The sequence below is a fragment of the Glycomyces sp. NRRL B-16210 genome (genome assembly GCF_000719515.1).
Classification (GTDB): domain Bacteria; phylum Actinomycetota; class Actinomycetes; order Mycobacteriales; family Micromonosporaceae; genus Glycomyces.
This window is the reverse complement of the sequence record NZ_JOGR01000010.1, coordinates 65,696-89,466: the sequence shown is the minus strand read 5'-3', so window position 1 is coordinate 89,466 and position 23,771 is coordinate 65,696. Positions and strand designations below refer to the sequence as shown.

Annotated in this window: 21 protein-coding genes; 14 read left to right on the top strand and 7 right to left on the bottom strand. The window is 71.8% G+C overall.

The annotated features are described in order from the left end of the window. The first annotated feature begins 65 nt into the window (after positions 1 to 65). The 8 genes from IF12_RS0114635 (at position 66) to IF12_RS0114600 (ending at position 8,600) form a co-directional block, all read left to right on the top strand. A complete protein-coding gene (locus IF12_RS0114635) occupies positions 66 to 2,192 on the top strand; it encodes a glycoside hydrolase family 36 protein (RefSeq protein WP_051704417.1) in 2,127 nt (708 codons plus the stop codon). After that, complete coding sequence (locus IF12_RS0114630) at positions 2,189 to 3,502, top strand: ABC transporter substrate-binding protein (RefSeq protein WP_030159557.1); 1,314 nt, start codon at positions 2,189 to 2,191, stop codon at positions 3,500 to 3,502. The genes IF12_RS0114635 and IF12_RS0114630 overlap by 4 nt, the downstream gene beginning before the upstream one ends. A gap of 79 nt (positions 3,503 to 3,581) precedes the next feature. Then, the gene (locus tag IF12_RS0114625) at positions 3,582 to 4,487 is read left to right on the top strand and encodes a carbohydrate ABC transporter permease (protein ID WP_030159555.1); all 906 of its coding nucleotides are present in this window, start codon (positions 3,582 to 3,584) and stop codon (positions 4,485 to 4,487) included. Positions 4,488 to 4,585: 98 nt separating this feature from the next. Next, positions 4,586 to 5,368, top strand: a complete 783-nt coding sequence (locus tag IF12_RS0114620) for a carbohydrate ABC transporter permease (RefSeq protein ID WP_030159553.1) — start codon at positions 4,586 to 4,588, stop codon at positions 5,366 to 5,368. Positions 5,369 to 5,388: 20 nt separating this feature from the next. Continuing rightward, positions 5,389 to 6,537, top strand: coding sequence for a LacI family DNA-binding transcriptional regulator (locus IF12_RS0114615; protein ID WP_081913615.1), 1,149 nt, complete (start codon positions 5,389 to 5,391; stop codon positions 6,535 to 6,537). Between the two features lie 90 nt (positions 6,538 to 6,627). Further along, a complete protein-coding gene (locus tag IF12_RS0114610) occupies positions 6,628 to 7,239 on the top strand; it encodes a glyoxalase (RefSeq protein ID WP_030159543.1) in 612 nt (203 codons plus the stop codon). Between the two features lie 147 nt (positions 7,240 to 7,386). After that, the gene (locus tag IF12_RS0114605; RefSeq protein ID WP_030159541.1) at positions 7,387 to 8,016 is read left to right on the top strand and encodes a ClpP family protease; all 630 of its coding nucleotides are present in this window, start codon (positions 7,387 to 7,389) and stop codon (positions 8,014 to 8,016) included. Next, entirely contained in the window at positions 8,013 to 8,600 is a 588-nt protein-coding gene (locus IF12_RS0114600) for a ClpP family protease (RefSeq protein ID WP_030159539.1), read from the top strand. Before IF12_RS0114605 ends, IF12_RS0114600 begins: the two co-directional genes overlap by 4 nt. A gap of 79 nt (positions 8,601 to 8,679) precedes the next feature. Here IF12_RS0114600 and IF12_RS26235 read toward each other — a convergent pair whose 3' ends face one another. Both IF12_RS26235 and IF12_RS0114590 read right to left on the bottom strand, forming a co-directional pair. Next, a complete protein-coding gene (locus IF12_RS26235) occupies positions 8,680 to 9,216 on the bottom strand; it encodes a helix-turn-helix domain-containing protein (RefSeq protein WP_081913614.1) in 537 nt (178 codons plus the stop codon). A 326-nt stretch (positions 9,217 to 9,542) separates the two neighbouring features. Beyond that, positions 9,543 to 10,781 (bottom strand): cellulose binding domain-containing protein, encoded by a 1,239-nt coding sequence (locus IF12_RS0114590; protein ID WP_133884306.1) that lies wholly within the window; start codon positions 10,779 to 10,781, stop codon positions 9,543 to 9,545. 188 nt (positions 10,782 to 10,969) lie between these two features. On the opposite strand from IF12_RS0114590, the gene IF12_RS0114585 reads away from it, so the two are divergent. Further along, on the top strand, positions 10,970 to 11,488 hold the full coding sequence (locus IF12_RS0114585) for a GNAT family N-acetyltransferase (RefSeq protein WP_030159536.1): 519 nt from the start codon (positions 10,970 to 10,972) through the stop codon (positions 11,486 to 11,488). Positions 11,489 to 11,491: 3 nt separating this feature from the next. Here the strand turns inward: IF12_RS0114585 and IF12_RS24235 are convergent, their stop codons facing one another. Beyond that, complete coding sequence (locus IF12_RS24235; RefSeq protein ID WP_081913613.1) at positions 11,492 to 12,496, bottom strand: DUF1838 family protein; 1,005 nt, start codon at positions 12,494 to 12,496, stop codon at positions 11,492 to 11,494. A 105-nt stretch (positions 12,497 to 12,601) separates the two neighbouring features. Between IF12_RS24235 and IF12_RS25695 the strand changes: the two genes are divergently transcribed. Continuing rightward, positions 12,602 to 12,769: a hypothetical protein gene (locus IF12_RS25695; protein ID WP_156036840.1), complete on the top strand. Its 168-nt coding sequence runs from the start codon at positions 12,602 to 12,604 to the stop codon at positions 12,767 to 12,769. Beyond that, a complete protein-coding gene (locus IF12_RS0114570; protein WP_133884305.1) occupies positions 12,766 to 13,326 on the top strand; it encodes a hypothetical protein in 561 nt (186 codons plus the stop codon). The genes IF12_RS25695 and IF12_RS0114570 overlap by 4 nt, the downstream gene beginning before the upstream one ends. 9 nt (positions 13,327 to 13,335) lie before the next feature. Here IF12_RS0114570 and IF12_RS0114565 read toward each other — a convergent pair whose 3' ends face one another. Next, positions 13,336 to 14,535, bottom strand: a complete 1,200-nt coding sequence (locus IF12_RS0114565) for an MFS transporter (RefSeq protein WP_035749247.1) — start codon at positions 14,533 to 14,535, stop codon at positions 13,336 to 13,338. Between the two features lie 567 nt (positions 14,536 to 15,102). Between IF12_RS0114565 and IF12_RS0114560 the strand changes: the two genes are divergently transcribed. Continuing rightward, positions 15,103 to 15,726 (top strand): DUF4396 domain-containing protein, encoded by a 624-nt coding sequence (locus IF12_RS0114560; protein WP_231492610.1) that lies wholly within the window; start codon positions 15,103 to 15,105, stop codon positions 15,724 to 15,726. 23 nt (positions 15,727 to 15,749) lie between these two features. Here the strand turns inward: IF12_RS0114560 and IF12_RS24230 are convergent, their stop codons facing one another. Beyond that, positions 15,750 to 16,310 (bottom strand): TetR/AcrR family transcriptional regulator, encoded by a 561-nt coding sequence (locus IF12_RS24230; protein WP_051704415.1) that lies wholly within the window; start codon positions 16,308 to 16,310, stop codon positions 15,750 to 15,752. A gap of 175 nt (positions 16,311 to 16,485) precedes the next feature. Between IF12_RS24230 and IF12_RS0114550 the strand changes: the two genes are divergently transcribed. Then, the gene (locus IF12_RS0114550) at positions 16,486 to 17,973 is read left to right on the top strand and encodes an MDR family MFS transporter (RefSeq protein WP_035749164.1); all 1,488 of its coding nucleotides are present in this window, start codon (positions 16,486 to 16,488) and stop codon (positions 17,971 to 17,973) included. Between the two features lie 126 nt (positions 17,974 to 18,099). Further along, positions 18,100 to 18,546 carry a hypothetical protein gene (locus IF12_RS0114545; protein WP_051704414.1) on the top strand — a complete coding sequence of 149 codons (447 nt, stop codon included), beginning with the start codon at positions 18,100 to 18,102 and terminating at the stop codon, positions 18,544 to 18,546. Between the two features lie 16 nt (positions 18,547 to 18,562). Here the strand turns inward: IF12_RS0114545 and IF12_RS0114540 are convergent, their stop codons facing one another. Beyond that, complete coding sequence (locus tag IF12_RS0114540) at positions 18,563 to 21,745, bottom strand: error-prone DNA polymerase (protein WP_051704413.1); 3,183 nt, start codon at positions 21,743 to 21,745, stop codon at positions 18,563 to 18,565. 144 nt (positions 21,746 to 21,889) lie between these two features. Then, the gene (locus tag IF12_RS0114535) at positions 21,890 to 23,305 is read right to left on the bottom strand and encodes a DNA polymerase Y family protein (protein ID WP_133884304.1); all 1,416 of its coding nucleotides are present in this window, start codon (positions 23,303 to 23,305) and stop codon (positions 21,890 to 21,892) included. Positions 23,306 to 23,771 lie beyond the last annotated feature (466 nt).

Below are 23,771 nucleotides of genomic sequence, written 5' to 3'. Positions count from 1 at the left end.
TACCAGGCGAACCGCCTGGCAGCGGCCTCGCAATTCACGTTCAGCAGCACATACAAAGGGGTGTCGTGGTCGATCAGTTGTCTTGGGGCAGTGCCGGATTCGAGCTCGGATTCGCATGGGGCGCCGACGCGCCGGTCCGGGTCGCGCGCCTCTCCCGCGCCGGCGCGGACCTCGCGGTCCACGCCGTGCCGCTCGTGGAGATCCTGACCGCGGATCACGGCCACCTGCCCTCCTCCGACCGCCTCGCCCACACCGAACTCGGCTCCAAACTGCGATATCTCGAACACGAGGTACACGACCTCGGCGGCCGCCGCACCCTCACCCTCCGCCAAGGCGCCGACGGCGTCGAAGCCACCGTCACCCTCGAGATCCTCGACAGTGCCCCCGCGGCGATCCGCTCCGCGATCGAGGTCCGCGCGACCGGCCCCCGGCCCCTCGTGCTCCGCGCCGTCCCCTCCCTGACCATGGGCTTCACCCGCTCCAGCGCCGCCGGTCCCGAGACGGCCGACCACTTCGCCGGCTGGGACCGCGTCTGGGGCACCGGCGACTGGCTCGGCGAGGGCCGCTGGACCCGCGAACCCCTCCGCGGCCCCGATTTCCCCCGCCTCGCCTCCCACCTGACCTCCCAGAACCCGCGCGGCTCCTGGTCGCGCACCTCCGACGGCACCTGGTCCACCGGCCGCCACCTGCCCGTCGGCGCGGTCGTGTCGACCGACCTCGCCCTGGCCTGGCAGATCGAGCACAACGGCCCCTGGCGCTGGGAACTCGGCGAGGACATCGCCGGCGGCTACCTCAGCCTCTCCGGCCCCACCGACGCCGACGCCGCCTGGACCCGTGTCCTGTGCCCCGGCGACACGTTCACCACCGTCCCGGCCACCGTCGCCGCCGGCGCCGACTTCGAAGGCGCCCTCGCGGCCCTCACCGACTTCCGCCGCGCCGCCCGCCGCCCCCACCCCGACAACGCCGCCATGCCCGTGGTCTTCAACGACTACATGAACACCCTCGACGGCGACCCCACCACCGAGAAGCTCCTGCCGCTCATCGCCGCCGCCGCCGAATCCGGCGCGGAGGTCTTCTGCATCGACGCCGGCTGGTACGACGACAGCGGCGACTGGTGGCCCACCGTGGGGGAGTGGCGCCCCTCCACCACCCGCTTCCCCGGCGGCCTCGGCGAGGTCATCGACGCGATCCGCACCGCCGGCATGGTCCCCGGCCTCTGGCTCGAACCCGAGGTCATCGGCGTGCACAGCCCCGTCGCCGACGCGCTCCCCGACGAGGCCTTCCTGCTGCGCCACGGCCAGCGCGTGGTCGAGCACCACCGCTACCACCTCGACCTCCGCCACCCGGCGGCCGTCTCGCACCTCGACGGCGTCGTGGACCGGCTCGTGGCCGAGTTCGGCGTGGGCTTCTTCAAGTTCGACTACAACGTCAACCCCGGGCCCGGCACCGACCGCGACGCCGACAGCGTCGGCGACGGCCTCCTGGGCCACAACCGGGCCCACCTGGCCTGGATCGACCGCCTCCTGGACCGCCATCCCGACCTCGTGGTCGAGAACTGCTCCTCGGGCGCGATGCGCATGGACTTCGCGATGCTCTCGCGCCTGGCGATGCAGTCGACCTCCGACCAGCAGGACTTCACGAAGTTCCCGCCGATCGCGGCCGCCGCGCCGGTCGCGCTCCTGCCCGAGCAGGCCGCCAACTGGGCCTACCCCCAGCCGGGGATGACCGCTGAAGAGGTCGCGTTCTGCCTCGTCACGGGCCTGCTCGGCCGCTTCTACGTCTCCGGTCACCTGAACCGGATGAGCGAGGGCCAGCGCGCCATGGTCGCCGAGGCGGTGCGCGTCGCGAAGACCCTCCGCGCCGCCGTCGCGAGCGGCCGCCCGCACTGGCCCACCGGCCTGCCCGGCTGGGACGACCCGTGGACCTCCCTCGCCCTCGAAGGCGACGGGGAGGCGCACGTGTCGGTCTGGCGCCGGGGCGGGCCGTCCACCGTCGAACTGTGCTTCCCGCACCTGGCCGGCAGCGCCGTCACCGCCGCGACCGTGTTCCCCAGCGGCCTTCCCGAGTGGAAGACCGAGTGGGACGCGGCCGCCGGCACCCTCACCGTGCAGGCCGACGGCGCCGATCTCGCCGCCCGCACCCTGCGCCTCGCCATCGATTCCCCGATACGGAAATTAGGAGCAATTCAATGAAGAAGCCGTTCCGCTACACGCTGGCGCTCGCCGCCGCCGGCGCCATGGCCCTGACCGCGTGCGCCGATCCCGGCGCCGACTCCGGCTCCGGCGGCCCGGTCGACTGGCCCGCGCAGGACGCCGACCTCTCCGGCACCACGCTCACGATCTGGGCCGCGCAGAACTCGAACACCGTGCCCGACAGCGTGATCGCGGGCTTCGAGGAGCTGACGGGCGCCGAGGTCGAGGTCGTCACCGTTCCCGACCCCTACGAGCAGGGCGTGCAGACGAAGGTCGCCACGGGCGACAAGCCCGACCTGGCGTTCTGGCAGCCGACCGCGTCGCAGTTGACGGCGCTCAACGCCTCGCAGAACCTCCAGCCGCTCGACGACGCCCCCTGGCTGGACGCGTACGAGCCGGAGCTGCGCGACATCACCGGCATCCTGGACGGCACCCGCTACGCCACGCTCATCACGACCCCCGCGGTCCAGGGCGTGTACTACAACAAGGAGGTGTTCGCGGCCAACGGGATCACCGAGGCCCCGGCCGACTGGGGCGCCTTCGTGGAGCTGGCCCGCGACCTGAAGGCCGACGGGGTCACCCCGTTCCACGAGATGGGCGCCGACCGCTGGGGCACCCAGTGGTGGGTCCAGGTGCAGCTGGCCGACGCCGCGGCCGACGGCCTGTGGGACCGCGTGAACGCCGCTGAGGAGGAGTTCACCGACCCGGCGATCCAGGGCGCGATCGACACCTACAACGACCTGATCGAAGAGGGCCTGTTCAACGAGGACATCAAGACGGCCACGTTCGAGGACCAGGGCGCGGCCCTGCTCGCCGGGGACGCGGCCATGGTCGTCCAGGTGAACTCGTTCTTCGGCCAGCTCCAGTCCCTCGCGGACACCGATGAGCTGAACGAGAAGATCGGGTTCTTCCCGATCGCCCCCTCGGGCAACGTCGGCACGTTCATCCCCGACCAGTCGAACGCGCTGGTGGCGTTCCGGACCGGCGACGCCGACCAGGAGTCGGCGGCCCGCCAGCTCCTGTCGTACTGGATGGGCGAGGGCTACCAGGGCTTCGTGGACGCCCAGTCCACCGTCTCCCTCCAGTCCGGTGTGGACACGCCCGCGGACGTCCCCGACGCGCTCCTGTCCGTGAGCGAGTCGCTCGGCGGCTCGGTCGGCTCCATGCAGGCCTCGGCCATCGCCAACCCGGACCTGTACATCTACCTGGCCGACATGATCCAGGGCACCAAGACCCCGGCCGAGGTCGCCGAGGCGACCCAGAGCCAGTTCAACGAACTGGCCAAGGCCCAAGGCGCCGAGGGCTTCTAGTACAGGCGGCGGGGGCGCGTCCGCGCCCCCGCCCCGGACGCACCAGCAAGGCCCGCACTAGAAAGGCTTGGCCCGCACCGTGTCAACGAACCTCACGCCCGCCACAGGGGCGGCGCGCCCCCACCGGAAGGACCACCCCCTGTGGTTCCTCATCCCGGCGCTGGCGGTCCTGGTCGTGTTCTTCTTCGTCCCGACGCTGTTCAACTTCGTGTACGCGTTCACCGACTGGTCGAGCTTCAAGAGCGAGATCAACTTCGCCGGGTTCGACAACTTCGCGTCGCTGTTCGGCAACGGCACGCTCCTCAACGCCCTCAAGGTCACCCTGGTCTACGCGGTCCTCGTCGCGATCTTCCAGAACCTCTTCGGGCTCGGCCTGGCGCTGCTGCTGGAGCGCGACACCCGCGTCAACCGCGCGGTGCGCGTCGCCTTCTTCGTCCCGGTCATCATGTCGGCGCTGGCGGTCGGCTACATCTTCCAGGCGCTCCTCAAACCCGACGGCGCCCTGAACGGCATCATCGGCCTCCTCACCGGATCGGACGTGTCGATCCCGTGGCTGGGGAACACGACCTGGACGATCGTGGTGGTCGCTATCGTGCACGCCTGGAAGTGGATGGGCCTGTCGATGCTCATCTACCTCGCCGGGCTCAAGACCATCGGCGACGACGTGCTGGAGGCCGGGCGCCTCGACGGCGCCGGCCGCTGGACCATGTTCCGCTCCATCAAGTTCCCGCTGCTCGCGCCCGCGGTCACCTTCAACGTCGCGACCGCGCTGCTCGGCTCCATGAACGGCTTCGACATCGTCCAGGCGACCACCGAGGGCGGGCCCGGCGGCACCACCGAACTGCTGAACATCTTCATCTTCCGCACCTTCGGGCAGGGCCTGTTCGCCCAGGCCACCACCATGAGCCTGGTCCTGTTCCTGACGGTGACCGTCCTGGCCTTCCCCGTGATCCGGTTCCTGCGCAAGCGAGAGGACGTCCTGTGACCACCGCCGCCTCCACCGCGCCCTCGCGCCCGCCCGCGTCCGCCTCGCGGCCCGGGCGCGCCCCGCGCCGCCGCTTCCCGCTCCAGCCGGTCGCGGCGATCCTCGTCGCCGTCCTCGTGCTCGGCGTCCCGTTCTGGCTCGTCATCGCCACCGCCGCGAAGGACCGGGCCGAAGCGCTCGACCCGAACCTCGCCCCGCCCAGCGAATGGCGCCTGCTCGACAACTTCGCGACCGTGTTCGCCGACGGACGCATGACGACCGGCTTCCTCGGGAGCCTGCTCGTCATGGTCCCGGCCGTGGTCGGCGTGCTCGTCCTCGGCTCCATGGCCGCGTGGATCCTCGGACGCCGCGGCGGACGCCTGAGCGCCGCGATCTACGCGCTCGCCATCTCCGGGATCGTCCTGCCCCCGGCCGTGGTCACCATCGTGCTCCTGCTGCGCCAACTCGGCCTGGCCGGGACCGCGCTCGGCATGATCGGCGTCTACATGGGCATGTACCTGTCCACGGTGATCTTCTTCGTCACCGGCTTCGTGCGCACCATCCCGCACGAACTCGAAGAGGCCGCCCGCGTCGACGGGGCCGGCCCCGTCCGCGTGTTCGCCCGGATCATCCTGCCGCTGCTGCGCCCGGTCCTCGCGACCGCGACGATCCTCATCTGCCTGTACATCTGGAACGACGTGTTCTACGCGCTGTTCGTCATCGGCGGGCGCATCGACACCCTGCCGCTCAACCTCTACCAGGTCGCCAGCGCCGGCCTGTATCTCCAGAACTGGCACCTGATCTTCGCCTATATCATCCTCATGAGCCTGCCGCTGCTGATCACGTTCATGGTCGCCCAGCGCAGGATCATCTCCGGCATCACCAGCGGAGCGGTGAAGTGACGACCAGGAGGGCGGCGGACATGGCCGGACGGTTCAAGAACCCGACGATCTCGGACGTCGCCGAGCGCGCCGGGGTCTCGGTCCCGACCGTCTCCCGGGTGCTCACCGGCGCCGCGAAGGTCAGCCCCGCCAAGCGCGAGCTGGTCGAGGCGGCCATCGCCGAACTCGACTTCCGGCCCAGCGCCGCCGCGCGCGTGCTCGTCTCCCGCAAGTCGCAGACGATCGCCGTCATCGCCGGGAACACCTCCCGCTACGGCTACGCCGAGGCGATCCGCGGGGTCGAGATCGCCGCCCGCGCCGAGGGGTACACGGTCATGATCACCGTGGTCGAGAGCGCCGACGAGGACGAGGTGGACCGGGCGATCGCGGCGACGCTGACGCAGGCGCTGGCCGGGGTCGTGGTCCTCAAGTTCGATCCGGCCGGGGTCGCGGCGCTCAAGAAGATCCCCGCGAACCTGCCCGTCGTCGCCCTCTCGGGCACGCGCGAGACCGGGATCCGGCAGGCGGTGCTCGACGAGGCCGCCGCCGCCGAGGAGTTGACGGCGTACCTGCTGGGCCTGGGCCACGCGACGGTCCACCATGTGCGGGTGCCGCCGTCGCGGCGCGTGGACGGGCGGACCTCGGGCTGGCGCAGGGCCCTGACCGCCGCGGGCGCGCCGGTGCCGCCGGTGCGGGACGCGACCTGGGATCCCAGGAGCGGGGTCGCGATCGGCCGCGACCTGGCGGCCGATCCGCAGGTCACGGCCGTGTTCTGCGGCAACGACGAGATCGCCATGGGCGTCATGCGGGGCCTGGTCGAATCGGGCCTGCGCGTGCCCGAGGACGTCTCGGTGGCGGGTTTCGACGACCACCCCCTGGCTGAGCTGTGGTCCCCGCCGTTGACCACTGTGGACCAGGATTTCGCGGGCCTCGGCAGTCGCGGCTTCCACCTGCTGCTGCAAGCGGTCGATGGAACCGGCGAGCGACTGTTCTCCTCCGAGCTCCCGAGGCTGGTCCTGCGGTCGAGCACCGCGCCCCGCGCGAGGCCCGCTGAAGCCGAGCGGCCGGTCGCGTTCGACAGGAGCGCACCACGGCGGCCACGAGCCCCGGCCACGCCGCCCGGCGACCCACCGGACCCGAGCCCCGGAGCCCGCGCCCGGCGGGGGAGCGGCCCGCCGGAGACGGCGTAGAAGCCGGAGCCCGCTCATTGCGGGGCAGGGGCCCGAGATGATCAGGATTCGAGAAGCAGGGGACCCGTCCCCGCGCTTACGGTTGTGACCATGACTTCCATCGAATACATCACGCTCGAAGCCGACGATGTCGCCGCCTCCGAGGCCCTCTATTCCAAGGCCTTCGAACTGGAGCCGCTCGTGCGCCTGAAGCCCGCCGAGGCGCCCTCGACCGGGTTCCGCGGCTACTCGCTGTCGCTCGTGGCGAGCCAGCCGGGGAACGTGGACGCCCTTCTCGAAGCCGCCGTCGCCCACGGCGCGACCGTTCTCAAGCCCGCCGCGAAGTCCCTGTGGGGGTACGGCGCGATCACGCAGGCCCCGGACGGCGCGATCTGGAAGCTCGCCTGCTCCTCGAAGAAAGACTCGGCGCCCGTGGAGAAGAAGTTCGACTCCTTCACGGTCCTGCTCGGCACGACCGACATGAACGCCACCAAGCAGTTCTACACCGATCACGGCCTGACCGTCGCGAAGAGCTACGGCCGCAAGTACACCGAGTTCGAAGCGGCGGGCAGCCCCGTCAACCTGGCCCTGTACCCCCGCAAGGCCTTCGCCAAGGACCTCGGCATCCCGATCGAGGGCGGCGGCTCGCACCGGATCACCATCGGCGGCGTCGCAGGGCCCGCCACCGACCCCGACGGCTTCACATGGGAGGCCGCCTCCTGACCGAGGGGCAGCGGTGCTCGATTCACCGCGCCGGGCGGGAAGGTGAAGCACCTTCTTCTCGCATCCACCGGGCCGCGCTGCCCACAGCGGATCCGCTCACGGCGGATCCGCTTGCGCCCCCGCCCCGCGCCCGCGCACTGTGGATCCATGAGCGAAGACCAGAAACCGCAGCAGTTCAGCGAACGGGCGCGGCGCGAGCTGTACCAGCAGCGCGTGCTCGTCCTCGACGGCGTGCTCGACGACGACAACGGGACGCTCCTGGCGACGCAACTCCTGTCGCTGGCGATCGACGACCCGGCCGCCGACGTCTCGCTGTGGATCCACTCCCCGGGCGGCTCGGTGCCCTCGATGCTCGCCATCCGCGACACCATGCGGCTCATCCCGTGCGACGTGTCCACACTGGCGCTCGGCATCGCGTGCAGCGCCGGCCAGTTCCTGCTCTCGGCGGGCACCAAGGGCAAGCGCCGCGTCATGCCGCACGCCAGGGTCCTCATGCACCAGGGCTCGGCCGGGATCGGCGGCGCCGCCGTCGACATCGAATTGCAGGCCAACGACCTGCGCCATACCCGTGACACGGTCCTGGGCCTCATCGCCTCGGACACCGGGCAGCCGCCCGAGCGCGTCTTCGAGGACTCGCTGCGCGACCGCTGGTACACCGCGCGAGAAGCGGTCGAGTACGGCTTCGTGGACGAGATCGTCACCTCGTTCGACCAGATCGCACCGCAGGTCCGCCAGAGCATCGGCCTGCGCATTCCCGCCGAGGAGGGCGCCCGATGAGCAGCTACATGATTCCCAACGTCATCGTCGACCACGCCCGCGGCGAGCGGGTCATGGACGTCTACTCGCATCTGCTCAGCGAGCGGATCATCTACCTGGGCACCGCGATCGACGCGGGCGTCGCGAACGCCCTCGTCGCGCAACTGCTTCACTTGGAGGCCGCGAACCCGGACCGGGACATCCGCCTGTACATCAACTGCGAGGGCGGGGACCCGAGCGCGATGCTCGGCATCTACGACACGCTGCGGTACATCAAGCCGGACGTGGCGACCACGTGCGTGGGCCAGGCGGTCGCGGTCGGGGCGGTGCTGCTGGCGGCAGGGGCCGAAGGCAAGCGGGCGGCGCTGCCGCACGCGAGGATCGTGCTCGACCAGCCCGCGGCCCAGGGCCGCGGCACGATCCCGGACCTGATCCTCCAGGCCGACGAGGTGGTGCGGGTGCGCGACAGCATCGAGCAGATCCTGGCCAAGCACACGGGCCAGCGAGCCGAAACACTGCGAACCGACACCGACAGGGACCGGGTCTTCACCTCAGACGCAGCAAAACGCTACGGCCTGATCGACCACGTCCTAGAAGAGCGATAGTGAAAGCGGGATCGACCAAGCCCGGCCGCGATTTAGCGGCCAAGCTTGGCGCGTTCCGGTCTAACGCTGACCGGGTCGCTTACGCCGCCAGGGCGTAGGCGACCTGGCAGGTCGGTCCCGATTGTGCCTCGGCGCGTTCCACCGAGGCCTTGTCGAGCGAAGCAGCACCTTCGAGGACTGCTCCGTCGACCGCAGCGCCTTCGAAGACCGCCTCGTCCAGCTCCGCGGCATCGTTCGGCGCAGGCTCCTCGACGGCGGTCCGCTCCGGTTCGGTGCGCCCGGCCCTCTCTCGACCGGCCCGCCTGCGCAGGGCGCCTTGGAACAGCAACTGCTCTGCTATCGACCTCGCCAGATCGCCCAGCGTGGTCTCGAGCGCCCCCGCGACCGCCGCGATCATCTCGCTCGACGGCTCTTTGAGGCCCCGTTCGATCTCGGAGAGGTACTGCGGGGAGATCCCGGCGCGGTCGGCGGTCTCGGAGAGCGTCTCGCCGCGTTCGTGGCGGGTGGCGCGCAACCGTTCGCCGAGCGCGTCGCGCCACAGCGGTTCTCGGGTCGCGGGCGGTCCGTCCTGGGCCGCGTCGGCGACGGGGTTCAGGGGTTGGAAGGTCTCAGCCATGCTTCACGGTATGCCGACACGCCCGGCGGTTTCCACCGGTTACGCCCATGGCGGAATCCTCGCGGCGAAATCGCCGCACGGGGTTTCACCGGCCGAGCATCGCGGGACCGCCGATTCCCGAGAAGTGCGGCCGCCGCACCGCGCCTTCGGCCTGCCGCAGCCCCGAACAGCCCGATTTCGAGCGGCATCCCGCCTTCCTCGCACGGTAGGGCCCGGACCTTTTGGTCCGGGCCCTACCGCTCGGCGGCGGTGCCGTTCACCGGCCGGCCGTGCATCCCGGCCGTTCCACGGCACGCTGCTCAGCCGCCGAGTCCTTCACCGGCCGCTCAGCAGCCGATCCGCTCGGTGCCGAAGGCCACGTCGTCGTACCACAGGGTGTCCGCGTCGTTGCCATAGCTCTCCCAGCCCAGGCGCAGGTCCACCAAGGTCGGGTTCCACCCGGCCCTCGACAGCCACTGCGAGTCCACGTCGTGCGTCGGCACGCCGTCGACCACCAGGCCCTCGATGAGCGCGCCGTCGACCCAGGTGCTCAGGTTCCCGCCGGCGATCTGGAATTCCACGCAGGTCCACACGTCCACCGGCAGCGGCTCGCTCAGCGCCACCCCGGCCGGGCTCTGCTCGGGCAAGGTCGCGTCATCGGACTCGCGGTTCCACTGCAAGGCGCTGTTCTGGCCGCCCAGGCGCAGGTCGGAACCGTTGTCGTTCACGTCCTCCATGGCGATCATGGTGGTGTGGCTCTGCGGCTGGGGCGTGCTGTGGCGCATGTAGACGCGGAACCACTCGGTGTCCGCAGGCAGCTCGCGCCCGATGAACACGTGGTTGCAGTAGGTCTCCCCGCCGTCGATGCGGACCGAGCGCGACCCGCTGTTGAAGACCGCCGTGTCGACGGTGGCGGTCCCGGTCCCGGTGCAGTCGTTCGCCCCGACGGTCCAGGCCCCGCCCGGCACGGTGCCGGTCTGGTCCTCGAAGCCGTCGCAGACCGCGCCCGCCGGGCACTCGCCCGGCTCCGGCGGATCGGTCGGCTCGTCGGTCGGATCCTCGGTGGGCTCCTCCGTCGGTTCCTCGGTCGGATCGTCGGTCGGGTCCTCCGGCGACGGCGAGGTGTCGGGCGTGCTCGGCTCCTCGCTCGTCTGGGACGGCTCGCCGCCGCAGGCGACGCCGTTGACGGTGATCTCGCCCGGCCCCGAGCCGCCGTTCACGATGAGCCCGAACAGCTCCTGGGTCTGGCCCGCGGCGACGGCGGCGTTCCAGCCGACGTCCGAGCCGGTGAAGGCGGTGCCGGTCTGCGTCCACTCGACGTTCCAGGCGGACCCGACCGTCGCCCCGGCGGGCAGGTCGAAGCCCACGGTCCAGCCGTCGACCCCCTCCGTCCCGGCGGTGAGGGACACCGTGGCCTGATGCCCCGCGCCCCAGTCGCTGACGACGGTGTAGTCCACCGACTCGCAGGCGGCGGCGTGCGCCGGGTTCGCCGCCACCACGGCGACCGCGGAGGCGACCATCGCCCCGGCGGCCACGGCCACGGCCCCGAACCGCCTGCGGCGGCTCCGGATTCTCGACTGCTCCATGAGAGCGCTCCCATTCAACTTGGCGCGCACCCTTGCGGATGCGGCGGGGAAATTGGAACTAAAGATTGACAATTATGAATATAGTCCCGTACGTCCGCTCCCGGGGAGCCCGGTCCCGCCCGGTGGAACACCCGGCCGCGCCCCGCAATTCGTTTGCCCCGCCCCGACCGGGCCGCGATACTCGGTCGATGACGCTCATCCGACGCGAGACCGCCGCCGACCGCGAGGCCGTCCACGCCGTGCACGAGGCCGCCTTCGCCACCGCCCCGCACGCCTCCGGACACGAGGCCGACCTGGTCGACGCCCTGCGCGGCACCGAGGACTGGCTCCCGCAGTTCTCCCTCGTCGCCGAGGTCGACGGCGCGGTCGCCGGCCACGTCGTCTGCTCGTACGGCCGCCTCGCCGGCGAACCGGTCCTCGGCCTCGGCCCCATCGGCGTCGCCCCCGCCCTCCACGGCAAGGGCCTCGGCTCGGCCCTCATGCACGCCGCCATCGCCGCCGCCGACGCCCGCGACGAGCCCGCGATCCTCCTGCTCGGCAACCCGGCCTACTACGGCCGCTTCGGATTCGAACCGGCCGAGGCCCACGGCGTCACCCCGCAGGACCCCGCCTGGTCCTCGGCCTTCCAGATCCGCACCCTCGCGGCCTGGCGTCCCGACCGCAAGGGCCCCTTCACGTACGCCCCGGCCTTCACCGAGTTCGGCTGAGCCTCAGCTCCCGTTCGCCTCGCACCACTCGGCCCAGCTCATCGCGCCTTCACCGAGCTCCTTGGCCCAGAACGAGCTCCACGAGGTCTGGCTCTGCCTCGGCGCCTCGGGCGCGGCCGTGTAGAGCGGATAGTCCGCCTCGACCGCCTCCCTGATCCACGGCTCGAGGTCCTCGTAGCCGTCGAGCGTCCAACTGCGGGCGTGGTAGACCACCCCGGCCCCGCCGGTGTCGGCCTCCGAGAGGCACATGAACGGCGGCCACGGCCCGACCCGGCTCCACGTGCCGACCACCGGCATCGCCCCGGTCGGGACCCGGTGCCCCGCGTTGCGCCGGATCTCCTTGGAGTCCACGGTGAAGTCGAACAGCTCCCAGGTCGTGTAGATCCCGCCCGGCAGCCCGAAGTCCTCCCCGAGCGTCGCGCCCAGGTCGGTGCGCGGCGGGATGTCGAGCGTCCACACCGTCCGGTCGAGCACCGTCTGCGCCGGCGGCCCGGTGAACCCGGCGTCGATCGGGAACGGCCCCTGGTTGACCTCGTCGTTGTTGACCGGCACCACCGGGTAGGTGCGCTCGTCGGCCGGGTTGGCCCACTCGGTGAGGATCCGCGTCGGATCGGCCGGGTCGGTGTAGAAGACCAGCTCGCGGGTGAGCAGCCGCAGTTGATCCGTCCCCGGATCGCGGTAGAGGCGGCGGATGTTGTACCCCTCGAAGCCGAACAGCTTCGCGCCGTGGCGCGGCCCCGAGGCCAGGGCGTCCCCCGGCACGTCCGCGTACACGGCCCCGGAGATCCGGTAGACCATGTCCGCGCCGTCGGGCCGGCCCAGCACCCGCAGGTAGGTGCGCCCGAGCGGGTCGTCCACGAGCGAGTAGAGCGGGCCGGGGTCGGTCGGATCCGGCGTCTGATGTGACAAGGCGTCCCCTTCGGCGACGATGAGGGCCGCCACCGCGGCCACGGCGGCGATCGCGAGGCGCGCGACCGGTCGGCGCAAGTGCGTTGCAGGCTTCGACATGAGGACACAGTGTCGCCTCGGCGGCACCGCCTGTCAACCCGCACGCCGACCGTTCTTCCTGCCCCGCAACGCACAAGCGTCCTACGCGCGGCGCCGACCTAGTATGTGCGCATCAGGCTCCGCGACGAGAGGACCGCCATGGGCGAGCTGTGGACCGTCCCCGGCTGGGGCGTGGCCTTCGCGATGTGGACGATCGCAGCGGCCCTCGGCGCGGTAGCCGTCCTCCTCACCACCCTCGTCGCCCTGCGCGGCCGCAAGCGGAGCCGCCGATGAGACCGCCTTTGGAAGCCCTGCTCATCGGCCTCGCCGCCCCGCTCGGCTCGGCCCTGATCCTCTGGGCCGCCGCACTCGCCTCCCTCGCGATCGCCCGGCGCGTCAACCCCGAGACCGAAGCGTCCCTCGCCGAGTCGAAGCGGCTCGACGCCGAGATCGCCGCCGCCGACGCCAACCGGGGGAGGAACTCGCTCGACTCCAGCCACCACTCCCTGCCCGCCTTCGCGATCACCTTCGCGATCGTGCTCCCGCTCGCGAGCGCGGGCTCGGCGGCCGCGCACCTGCGCGAGCCCGAAGGCGGCTCCGCGTGGGAGTTCGCGATGCGGGCCCTGCTCACGGCCCTCGCCCTCGCGCTCATCGCCGGGCTCATCGGAGGCCTGGGCTATCAGCGCTGGTTCAACCTCAAGCCGATCTGGGAGCAGCAGCGGATCCTCGACAAGAACATCGCACGCGACCGCAACGCCTCCCGCTACGGCCTGCGATCCCTCCGGCGCCGCTACCTGCGCGAGCGAACGCGCCGGCAGCGCCGAAAGCCCCCCAAGGACCGCCGGTCCTGACCGGCCCGCTCAGAGGTGCTTCGGCTTGCGCGCTGCCGGGGTCGCGACGAGCGCGATCGCCACGAGCACGAGCACCACGAGGAACGCGCTGCGCAGCCCCACCTGGTCGCCGAGGAGGCCGATGAGCGGCGGCCCGATGAGGAACGCCGTGTACCCGATGGTGGCGACGGCCGCGACGTTCGCGGTGGCCCGCTTCGGGTCGTCTGCGGCCGCCGACATGCCGACCGGGAACCCGAGCGACGCGCCGATGCCCCACAGGACGACGCCGACGACCGCGAACGGCGTGCTCGGCCCGTAGATGACCAGCAGCAGGCCGGCGAACGCGAGGAACGCCGACCCGGCGAGGACCGGGACGCGCCCGAACCGGTCGAGGAACATCCCGCCGCAGAACCGCCCGGCGGTCATGGCGGTGACGAACACGGCGAACACGGCCGCACCGCCGGGGTTGGTCAGCCCGTAGCCGTCGACCATCGCCAGGCCCAGCCAGTCGTTCGCGGTGCCCTCGGCGAAGCCCATGCCGAGGATGATCAGGCCGATGACGAGGATGCGCGGGTCGGTCCACGAGGTCAGGCGGGTCCGCCAGCCGGTGGCCGAACCGGGCGCGACCGGCTCCTCGGCCGGCTGGAGGTGCCGGACCACGTAGAGGGCGGCGACGACCACCGCGGCGCCGGTGACGCCCAGGTGGGCGCCGACGGGCACGCCGAGCTGCTCGGTGAGGGCCCCGAGCCCGGCCCCGAGCATGGTGCCGACGCTGAACCCGGCGTGGAACATCGGCATGAGCGTCTTGCCGATGCGCCGCTCGTTGGCCGCACCGGAGAGGTTCATCGCCACGTCGAGGATCGCGTTGCCCGCGCCCAGGACCATGAGGGCCGCGAACAGCACCCAGTAGCTCGGCGCGAACTGCGCGATCACGCCCAGCGCGAGCAGCCCGGCGGCCGCGGTGGCGAGGAACCACCTGATCGCCTTGGTCGCGCCCATGTACGTGATGACGTGGCTGGAGGCCACGAGCCCGATGATCGCGCCGATCGCGATCCCCAGGATGAGGATGCCCATCTCCTGGGTCGAGGCTTCGAGGATGTCGCGGATGTTGGGCACGCGCGCGGCCCAGTTGGCGAAGACGAAACCCGAGAGCGCGAACACGGCGAACACGGCGTTGCGCCAGTTCGCCAGGGCGGGGTCGGTGCGGTCGCGCAGGGCGGAATCGGTCACGGCGGTCCAATCGGGCAGTGGCGGCAGGGGCCGCCGCAGCGCGCCCCGGACCAGCTTGCACCGGTCGCGACGGTTCGACAAACGCATTCGACGCGAGTGTGAGGATCATCCGAACGGCCCGCCCCGCAAGCGCGCTGAACAACCCGCGCCGATGAGGGGCGGGTGCTGGAGATGACGGCCCAGCCGACGGCGATAACGAACAACCCGCGCCCGTGAGGGGCGGGTCGCCCCGACGCTCACGACGGGATCAGACCGAAGCGGCGATGTGGTCGCCGATCGCCGCCGCGTGAATCTCGTCCAGGGCCGTCGAGGCCGCGGCCGTGCCCGACCCCTCGTGGCCGGCCGCCCCGGTCCGCCCGAACCAGGCCGGCGTCGACCGGGATTCGGCGGCCCGTGCGGCGATTGCGCGTGACCTGGAGCCGGTTGCGGCGGATACTGATCGGGTCGCCGGAGTCCGAACGAGCCCGGCGGGGGATCCCGCGGTTCGCCACCGGAACCGGACGGACCGTCACCGGCCCCCGCCCGTCCGCCGCGCCGAGACCGGCCGCCCACGAGAGGAACCGCACTGTGGACCACGCCGACCACGAGCCGCAAGACGCCGAACCCCAAAGCCATGAGCCGCAAGGCAATGAACCCCACGGCTCCGAATCCAACCGCCACGAAGCCCACGACCCCGAATCCCACGACCCCGACCCCCGTGAAGACCGCGAGCCCTCCCGCTCAAACCACCCCGACCCCCACTCCGACCACCCGCCCGCCACCTGGAGCATGGCCGTCTCGGCCACCCTCCACTGCCTCACCGGCTGCGCCATCGGCGAAGTCCTCGGCATGGTCATCGGCACCGCCCTCGGCTGGCACGGCGCGGCCACGATCGTCCTCGCCATCGCGCTCGCCTTCGTCTTCGGCTACGCCCTCACCATGCGCGGCGTCATGCGCGTCGGACTGACCTTCCGCCAAGCCCTGAAAGTCGCCCTCGCGGCCGACACCCTCTCCATCGCCGTCATGGAGATCGTCGACAACGCCTTCATGCTCGCCATCCCCGGCGCCATGGACGCCGGACTCGCCGACCCCCGGTTCTGGATCTCCCTGGCCGCGGCGCTCGCGCTGGCGTTCGTGATCACCGTCCCGGTCAACCGCTGGCTCATCGGCCGAGGCAAAGGCCACGCCGTCGTCCACCAGCACCACCACTGAGCCCGACGAGACCCGAGCCCGGCTCAGACCTCCGCGGGCCGCAAGGCCTCCATCGCCCGGTCCAGACTGGGGCCGAACACCTCCGGGTCGGCCCCCGCGTGGACCGTCGCCGCGTGCAGGCACGCGCACGCGCCGCCCACCATCGCGCGCAGCACCACCACGTCCTGCCCGCGCTCCGCGCGGCGGACCGACCGCGCCACCAGCGCGTCCGTCAACGCCCGTTGAAGGCGTTCGAGCCGGCCCAGGTACGCCGACAGCAGCCTCGGACTGCGGTCGATGATCCGCTGGATCGCCGCGTCGTGGTCGCGATGCTCGGGATCGGCGAAGCGCTCGGCCACCGGATCGAACGAGCGGCGCAGCGAGTCCCACGCGGGCTCCTCCAGCGGCCGCGCCGCGAGCCGCTGCGCGAGCTCCTCGCTCAAGCGCTCCAAGCTGTCGAACACGACCTCGTCCTTCGAGGCGAAGTACCGGAAGAAGCTGCGCTGGGACATCCCCACCGCCTCGGCGATCTCGTCGACCGTCGTCTCCTCGAACCCCTTCTCGGCGAACAGGGACTCGGCGGTCCGTGCGATCCGAGACTGCACGGCCCGACGTGATACCTCTCGCAGACTCCCACCGGCGGACATGAATCGGATGGTAGCAACTGTAATGTTTGACAGTCACTGACGCTTCCGGTGCGCCCGCCCCGCCCCCGCCATCCCCGAGGGCCCGGCGGGCCGTGGGCACCGGCCAGGAACACCACCGAAGGAACCTTCCCCCATGACCGTTGACCAGCGACCGGCCGACGCACCCGAGACGGCCGACGACACCCCGGAGACCGGCATCCCGCGTCAGATCAAACTCGTGCTCGGCGTGCTCCTCGTGGCGACGTTCGTCATGATCCTCAACGAGACGGTGATGGGTGTAGCGCTCACCCGCCTCATGGAGGAGTTCAGCCTCAGCGCCGCCACCGTCCAGTGGCTGACGACCGGGTTCATGCTCACCATGGCCGTCGTCATCCCCATGACCGGCCTCATCCTCCAGCGCTTCACCACCCGCGCGGTCTTCATCTCCGCCATGGCGCTGTTCACCGCCGGCACGGCGCTGGCCGCCTCGGCCCCGTACTTCTCGGTCCTCGTCGCCGGCCGCGTCATCCAGGCCAGCGGCACCGCCGTCATGCTGCCGCTGCTCATGACCACCGTCATGACCTTCGTCCCGGCCGACCGCCGCGGACGCACCATCGGGTTCATCACCATCGTCATCGCCGTCGCGCCCGCGATCGGACCGGCCTTCTCCGGGTTCATCCTCTCCCAGGGCAGCTGGCGCCTGATGTTCCTGTCGGTCCTGCCCATCGCCGTCCTCGCGCTCGTCCTCGGCGGGGCCCTCATCAAGAACCTCACCGAACCGCGCGCCGTCAAGTTCGACCTGCTCTCGGCCGTGCTCTCCGCGATCGCCTTCGGCGGCCTCATCTACGGCCTCAGCAGCATCGGCGAATCCGCCGGCGGGGGCCACACCCCGGTCCCGCCCGCCGTCGCGATCGGCGCCGGCTTCGCCTCGCTGGCGCTGTTCGTCTTCCGCCAACTGCGCCTCCAGCGCACCGGCAACGCCCTGATGGACCTGCGGCCGTTCCTCAGCCGCCCCTTCACCGTCGGCGTCATCATGCTGCTGATCTCGATGGCCACCCTGTTCGGCTCGCTCATCCTCCTGCCGATCTACCTCCAGCAGGTCCTCGACCTCACCACCCTGGAGACCGGCCTCGTGGTCCTGCCCGGCGGCCTCGCGATGGGCCTGTCCGGCCCCATCGTCGGGCGCCTGTTCGACCGCTTCGGCCCCCGGCCCCTGGTCATCCCCGGGTCCGTCGCCGTCGCCGGCTCGCTCGCGCTCATGACCCTCCTCGACCAGTCCAGCTCGAGCCGGTTCGTCGTGGTCATCCACGTGCTCATGAGCATCGGCCTGAGCATGCTCATGACCCCGCTCATGACCTCCTCGCTCGGATCGCTGAAGGTGGAGCTCTACTCGCACGGCAGCGCCATCGTCAGCACCCTCCAGCAGGTCGCCGGCGCCGCGGGCACCGCCGTGTTCATCACCCTCATGACCACCGGCGCCGCCGCGAGCATGGAGGCCGGCGCCACCAAGGTCGCCGCCGAGGCCGCAGGCATCCACCAGGCCTTCGTCTGGGGCACCTGCATGGCCCTCGTCGCCGTCGCCGCCTCGCTCCTGGTCAAGAAGCCCGACGACGAGAACGGCGAGGTCATCGCCGCCCACTGACGAACCGCGAGGGCCCGGCCGCACGGCCGGGCCCTCGCGCGCTCCGAACACGCGGCCGCCGTGCTCCGGCGACGCCCGCGCATCGCCTAGGCTCGCGGTACCCCGCACCGACGCACGGAGGCAGACATGGTGACGAACGACCCGCGCCTGGAACGGCTCCGCACACTGGCAGGGACCTGGGCCGTCGAGGTCCGGCACCCCGACCCCGCCGTCTCCCGCGCCCCCATCTCCGGCTCCAGCAACTTCGAATGGGCCCTCGGCGGCGCCTTCCTCGTCCAGAGCCTCACCATCGAGCACCCCGACTTCCCCGAATGGCTGGCCGTCATCGGCCCCGGCGACGACGGCTACGCCTACCGCTACTACGACTCCCGCGGCGCCACCCGCGACTTCACGATGCACCTCAGCGACGACTCCTGGTCCCTGGAGCGGCGCGGCCCGGACTTCTTCCAGCACTTCTCCGGCACCTTCACCCCCGACGGCACCCGCATCGACGTGCGCTTGGACCTCTCCCGCGACCAGGGCCGCACCTGGACCCACGACTTCGACATGACCTTCACCAAGGCCACGCCCTAGACCTCGGAAGCCGTCCTCAACGGAAGTCCCGGGACGGCGCCGCCGGGCTGTTCAAGTCCAGCTCGACGAGCTTGTAGGCCACGATCATCGGCATCGCGCTCGCGTGCGCGTCCGCCGCCTTCTCGACCGTTCCCTTGATCCGCAGCGCCTTGGCGACCGAGGCCACGCTCTGCCAGCGCTTCCAGAGCCCCTGCGAGCACACCACGTTGGCGATCCCCGTCTCGTCCTCCAAGCTCAGGAACGTCACGCCCTTCGCCGTCGAGGGGCGCTGGCGGTGGGTCACGATCCCCGCGATCTCGACGCGCTTGCCGTCCTTCATGTGCGGCAGTCGCCTCGCCGGCAGCACCCCGTCGGCGTCGAGTTCGGCCCGGACGAGCTCCATCGGGTGGGTCTCGACCGACAGCCCCAGCCCGGTGTAGTCGGCCCGCGCGAGTTCGGCCGCGCTCATGCCCGGCAGGGTCGGCGGCGGCGCGGCCGGGCCGGTGCCGGGGATGGTGCCGGGCCGCTCGTCGACCGTTCCCGCGGCCCAGAGCGCCTGGCGCCGGTCGGGTTCGAGGCTCTCCAGGGCCCCGGCGACGGCGAGCTTCTCCAGCCGCTGCCGGTCGAGGCCGGCCCGGCGGGCGAGGTCGGCGAGGCTCGTGAAGGGGCCGTCCGTCTCACGGGCGGCGACGATCCGCTGGGCCGCCGGGTCGCCGAGGCCTTTGACGTTGTCGAGTCCGAGGCGCAGGTCCGCGGCGCCGTGGACGGGTGGGACCGCCGGGGTCTCGGTGTCGATGAGGGCCGCGTTCTCCTTGCTGGCGTTGACGTCCGGGGCCAGGACGGCGAGGCCGTGGCGCTGCGCGTCGGCGATCAGCGAGGCGGGGGAGTAGAAGCCCATCGGCTGGCTCGCGAGGAGCCCGGCGTAGAACGCGGCCGGGTAGTGGCACTTGAGCCAGGACGAGGAGTACACCAGGTGCGCGAAGCTGGCGGCATGTGATTCGGGGAAGCCGAAGTCGGCGAAGGATTTGAGCTGCTCGTAGATCTGGTCGGCCTGGTCGCCGACGATGCCGCGCTCGGCCATGCCCGTGTACAGCCGCGCCTTGAGCTCTTCCATGCGCTCGGCCGACCGCTTGGCGCCCATGGCGCGGCGCAGCCGGTCGGCCTCGCCGCCGTCGAAGCCCGCGGCGTCGATGGCGATCTGCATGAGCTGCTCTTGGAACAGCGGCACCCCGTACGTCTTGGCGAGCGTCTTGTGGAGGACTTCGGGGACCTTGTCGCGCCACGGTTCTCCTTGGCGGCGGCGAAGGTAGGGGTGGACCGCGCCGCCTTGGATGGGGCCGGGGCGGATGAGCGCGACCTCGGCGACGAGGTCGCGGAAGACCTCAGGCCGCAGCCGCGGCAGGGTCGCCATCTGCGCCCGGGACTCGACCTGGAAGACGCCCACGGTGTCGGCTCGGCGGAGCATGGCGTAGACCTCGGGGTCGTCGGGCGGGAGCGCCGCGAGGTCGACCTGCTCTCCGTGGAAGCCCCGCACGAGGTCGACCATGCGGTGCAGGGCCTCCAGCATTCCCAGCCCCAGCAGGTCGAATTTGACGAGGCTGGCGTCGGCGCAGTCCTCCTTGTCCCATTGCAGGACGGTGCGGTCCTTCATCCGGGCCGGTTCGACCGGCACGATCTCCGAGACCGGCTGCTCGGTGAGCACCATGCCTCCGGGGTGGATGCCCAGGTGCTGGGGCATTCGGGCGAGCTCGGCGGCGAGGGCCTGGACGTCGACGGGGACGCCCTCGGCCTCGTCGGGGTCCAGGCCGCTCCAGTGGTGCAGCCGCTTCGACCAGGCGACGGCCTGGTCGTGGGAGTGGCCGAGGGCTTTGGCCGCATCGCGGACGGCCGAGCGGGGGCGGTAGCTGACGACGTTGGCGACCAGGGCCGCCCGGTCGCGGCCGTACTTGGCGTAGACGTACTGGATGACCTCTTCGCGGCGGCCCGACTCGATGTCGATGTCGATGTCGGGCGGTCCGTCCCGGTCGGCCGAGAGGAACCGCTCGAACAGCAGGCCGAACCCCACCGGGTCCACATTGGTGATGCCGAGGGCGTAGCAGACCGCGCTGTTGGCGGCCGATCCCCTTCCCTGGCAGAAGATGTCGTGCTCGCGGCAGAAGTTCACGATGTCGAAGACGATGAGGAAGTACCCCTCGAACCCGAGCGCCTTGATGACGCCCAGCTCCTTTTCGAGTTGTTTCCAGGCGCCGGGGACCCGCTCGTCGTCGAAGGGTCCGTAGCGTTGCAGCGCTCCTTCCCGGACTCTCCGGGCCAGGTACGAGAAGTCGTCGTAGCCCCTTTGGACCGGGAAGCGCGGGAGCTGCGGGGCGAGCAGGCGCAGGTTGAACTCGCATTCGGCGGCGATGGCCGCGGCGTTCGCGACGGCGTCCGGGAAGTCGGCGAACCGCCGGGCCATCTCGGCGCCGCTGCGCAGGTGGGCGGCCGCGGCGGCCGGGAGGTACGGGTCGATCGTGTCGAGGGTGCGCCGGGAGCGGATCGCCGCGAGCGCGGCGGCGACGCGGTGGCGGCGGGGCGCGGCGTAGTGAACGTTGTTGGTGGCGACCACGGGTGCGCCGCAGCGGTAGGCGACGCTCGCGAGCGCCTCGATCCGCTCGATGTCTCCGGGCAGGTCGTGGCAGGTGAGTTCGACCGCGACGTTCCCCGGCCCGAACCAGTCGAGGAGTTCGCGCAGGCGCCGCTCCGCCGCCCGGAGTCCGTCGCGTTTGGACGGCGCGTTGTCGATGGCGGCGTTCAGGGGCCCTTTGCGGCAGCCGGTGAGGATCTGCCAGCGCCCGCCGGCGTGCTCGGCGAGCCGCCGCAGGTCGTACTGGGGCAGGTCCTTCTCTCCGGTGGCGAGTTTGGCCTCGGTGATGGCGCGCGAGAGGCGCCGGTATCCGGCGGGGTCGCGGGCGAGGACGACCAGGTGCTCCCCGGCCGGGTCGGGCTGGCCCCTGCGGGCGCGGCTCATGCCGAGGTCGAGTTCGGCCCCGAAGACCGTCAGCAGGCCGGCGTCGGCCGCGGCCGCGGCGAACTGGGGAATGCCGTAGAACCCGTCGTGGTCGGTGATGGCGAGGCCGGTCAGTCCCAGTTCGGCCGCTTCGGCGACGAGGTCGGCGGGGGAGTCGGCCCCGTCGGCGAAGGAGTAGTAGGAGTGGCAGTGCAGCTCGGCGTAAGCGGTCATGAGGATCGACCGCCTCCGGTCGCGCGCCTTGGACGGTGCGGAAGCCGGCGTGCGCGCGCCGAGGCCCGTTTTCGCTTGCGCGCCTGTACGAGTCGCGGCCGCCGACGCACGCCAGATCCGCTCCCGCCCGCACCCGTTCCCCGGTCAGTCATACCAGCCCACCGCCTTCCACCGGCCTCCCTCGCAGTGCAGTAGTGCGGCGCGGCCGTCGGCGAGTTCGACTTGCAGGCGGGCGTAGCGCCTGGCCTCCTCGCTCCACCACCGTTCGACCACCGGCCACGGGCCGGCCCACGCGGTGATCCGGAGTCGCCTGCCGCCCAAGGACACCAGGGCTGGCGGGGCCGAGAGGTCGCCGCGGGCCGCGACGGTGACCGGCGCTCCGGCAGGGTCCAGGACCGCGACGGTCTCGCCGGTGCCGATGAGGGTCGGGAGCGGGTCGGGCAGGCGGCCCGGCCACGGTCCCGAAGGCGGCGGCGGTGCGGCCTCGACTTCCCATGCGCTGCTGCCGAACCGCTCGTCCAGACCGCGGCCGTCGGTGGCGGTGGCGATGCGCACGGCGTCGGGGCCGAACAGGCTCTGCGCGTGCCGCAGGGCGGCCTCGGCCTTGACGACGGCGGTGTCCTTGGTGTCCCACAGCCCGCGCCCGGCCTCGACGAGGCCGACCAGTCCGCCCGGGGCGAGCTCGATCTCGGTGACGGCGGTGGCGTCGGTCCCGGCGTCGGCCGCGGGGGCCGTGCTGAGCCAGCCCTCGAACTGCCAGCGCACCCGCCGGGCCAGTCCGGCGGCCCTCTCGGCGAAGCTCGCCGAGCCGTGGAGGTGATCGGTGGCGGGGTCGACCTGCCAGGTGCGGCGCCGCTCCAGGCCGCCGGCGGTGCGGGCGGTGACGGTGACGCGGGTGCAGGTGAGGTTGCGCTCGTCGAGCAGCGTCAGCAGCCGTTCGGCCAGGGGCCTGGCGGCGAAGACGGCCTGTTCGACGTTGGCGTAAGGGGTCTCGGGGGTCTCGGTCACCGCCAGTTCCGGTGCGACCTGCCGGGGCGCGAGCGGGCGGGTGAGGTGCCCGGCGGCGAGGAGCTGGGCGCGGCGGGCGGCCGGTCCGAACCGTTCGGCGACCGCCTGCGCGGGCAGGGCCCGGAAGGCCCCGAGCGTGGTGATTCCCAAGTGCCGCAGGGTTTCGCAGGTCTCGGATTCGACCAGTCCGGTGGCCTGGAGGTCGGTGATGTCGCGTTCGCCGAGGAAGGCCGCGTCGTGCCCGGTGGGGACGATCCGGCCGTCGCGGGCGGCGAGGACCGCGGCGAAGAGGCCGTCGGCGACGCCGGTGAGGCAGTCCTGGCCCACGAGCCCTGAGACGGTGTCGATGAGCCGCTCGCAGAATGTCGCCTCGTCGCCGGCCCCGGCGCGCAGCGGCACGGCCGCGCAGCCCGGTTCGAGCACTTCGACGTACGGGGTGAGGAGGTCGAGGGCCTCCAGCACGGGTTCGAACGCGATCGCGTCCTCGGTGTCCCAGTCCACGAGGCGCATCACCAGGATGCGGCTCGGAGCGCGCCGCACCCGGGCACTCATGTCGGCCCGCCCGGGGAGGAGGAGGCGTGTGGGTGCCGGTCCCGCATTGGGGCGTTCATCGCCTGTACGGCGGGGTGCGATGTGAGGAGGGCGGTCTCGCCCCGGTTTCGTCCGGGGCTGCCGGTGCGGTCGGCGTTTACCTCGGACGAGGACGCGGAGGCGTGTCGGGCCGTGTCCCGTACTCGGGCGCTCATTCCCCGTCCGGCCGGGAGTGCTGTGAAGCGTGCGGACCCGGTTCGGCTTCGCCCGGGGCTGCTGGTGCGGTCGCCGCTCATGTCGGACCACTTGCGGCCGGGGGACGCGGAGGCGTGCCGGTCCTGGTCTCGCATTGAGGCGCTCATCGCCTGTCCGGCGGGGTGCACTGTGAGGCGGGCGGGCTCGGCCCGGTTTCGCCTGGGGCCGCCGGTGCGGTCAGCGTTCATCTCGACCGGGGACGCCGAGGTGCGTCGGGCCATGTCCCGTACTC

Coding starts and splice junctions, on each gene's coding strand:
- IF12_RS0114630 (WP_030159557.1), top strand. CDS start 2,189: ATGAAGAAGCCGTTCCGCTACACGCTGGCGCTCGCCGCCGCCGGCGCC.
- IF12_RS0114615 (WP_081913615.1), top strand. CDS start 5,389: ATGGCCGGACGGTTCAAGAACCCGACGATCTCGGACGTCGCCGAGCGC.
- IF12_RS0114610 (WP_030159543.1), top strand. CDS start 6,628: ATGACTTCCATCGAATACATCACGCTCGAAGCCGACGATGTCGCCGCC.
- IF12_RS0114605 (WP_030159541.1), top strand. CDS start 7,387: ATGAGCGAAGACCAGAAACCGCAGCAGTTCAGCGAACGGGCGCGGCGC.
- IF12_RS0114600 (WP_030159539.1), top strand. CDS start 8,013: ATGAGCAGCTACATGATTCCCAACGTCATCGTCGACCACGCCCGCGGC.
- IF12_RS26235 (WP_081913614.1), bottom strand. CDS start 9,216: ATGGCTGAGACCTTCCAACCCCTGAACCCCGTCGCCGACGCGGCCCAG.
- IF12_RS0114590 (WP_133884306.1), bottom strand. CDS start 10,781: ATGGAGCAGTCGAGAATCCGGAGCCGCCGCAGGCGGTTCGGGGCCGTG.
- IF12_RS0114585 (WP_030159536.1), top strand. CDS start 10,970: ATGACGCTCATCCGACGCGAGACCGCCGCCGACCGCGAGGCCGTCCAC.
- IF12_RS24235 (WP_081913613.1), bottom strand. CDS start 12,496: ATGTCGAAGCCTGCAACGCACTTGCGCCGACCGGTCGCGCGCCTCGCG.
- IF12_RS0114570 (WP_133884305.1), top strand. CDS start 12,766: ATGAGACCGCCTTTGGAAGCCCTGCTCATCGGCCTCGCCGCCCCGCTC.
- IF12_RS0114550 (WP_035749164.1), top strand. CDS start 16,486: ATGACCGTTGACCAGCGACCGGCCGACGCACCCGAGACGGCCGACGAC.
- IF12_RS0114545 (WP_051704414.1), top strand. CDS start 18,100: ATGGTGACGAACGACCCGCGCCTGGAACGGCTCCGCACACTGGCAGGG.
- IF12_RS0114540 (WP_051704413.1), bottom strand. CDS start 21,745: ATGACCGCTTACGCCGAGCTGCACTGCCACTCCTACTACTCCTTCGCC.
- IF12_RS0114535 (WP_133884304.1), bottom strand. CDS start 23,305: ATGAGTGCCCGGGTGCGGCGCGCTCCGAGCCGCATCCTGGTGATGCGC.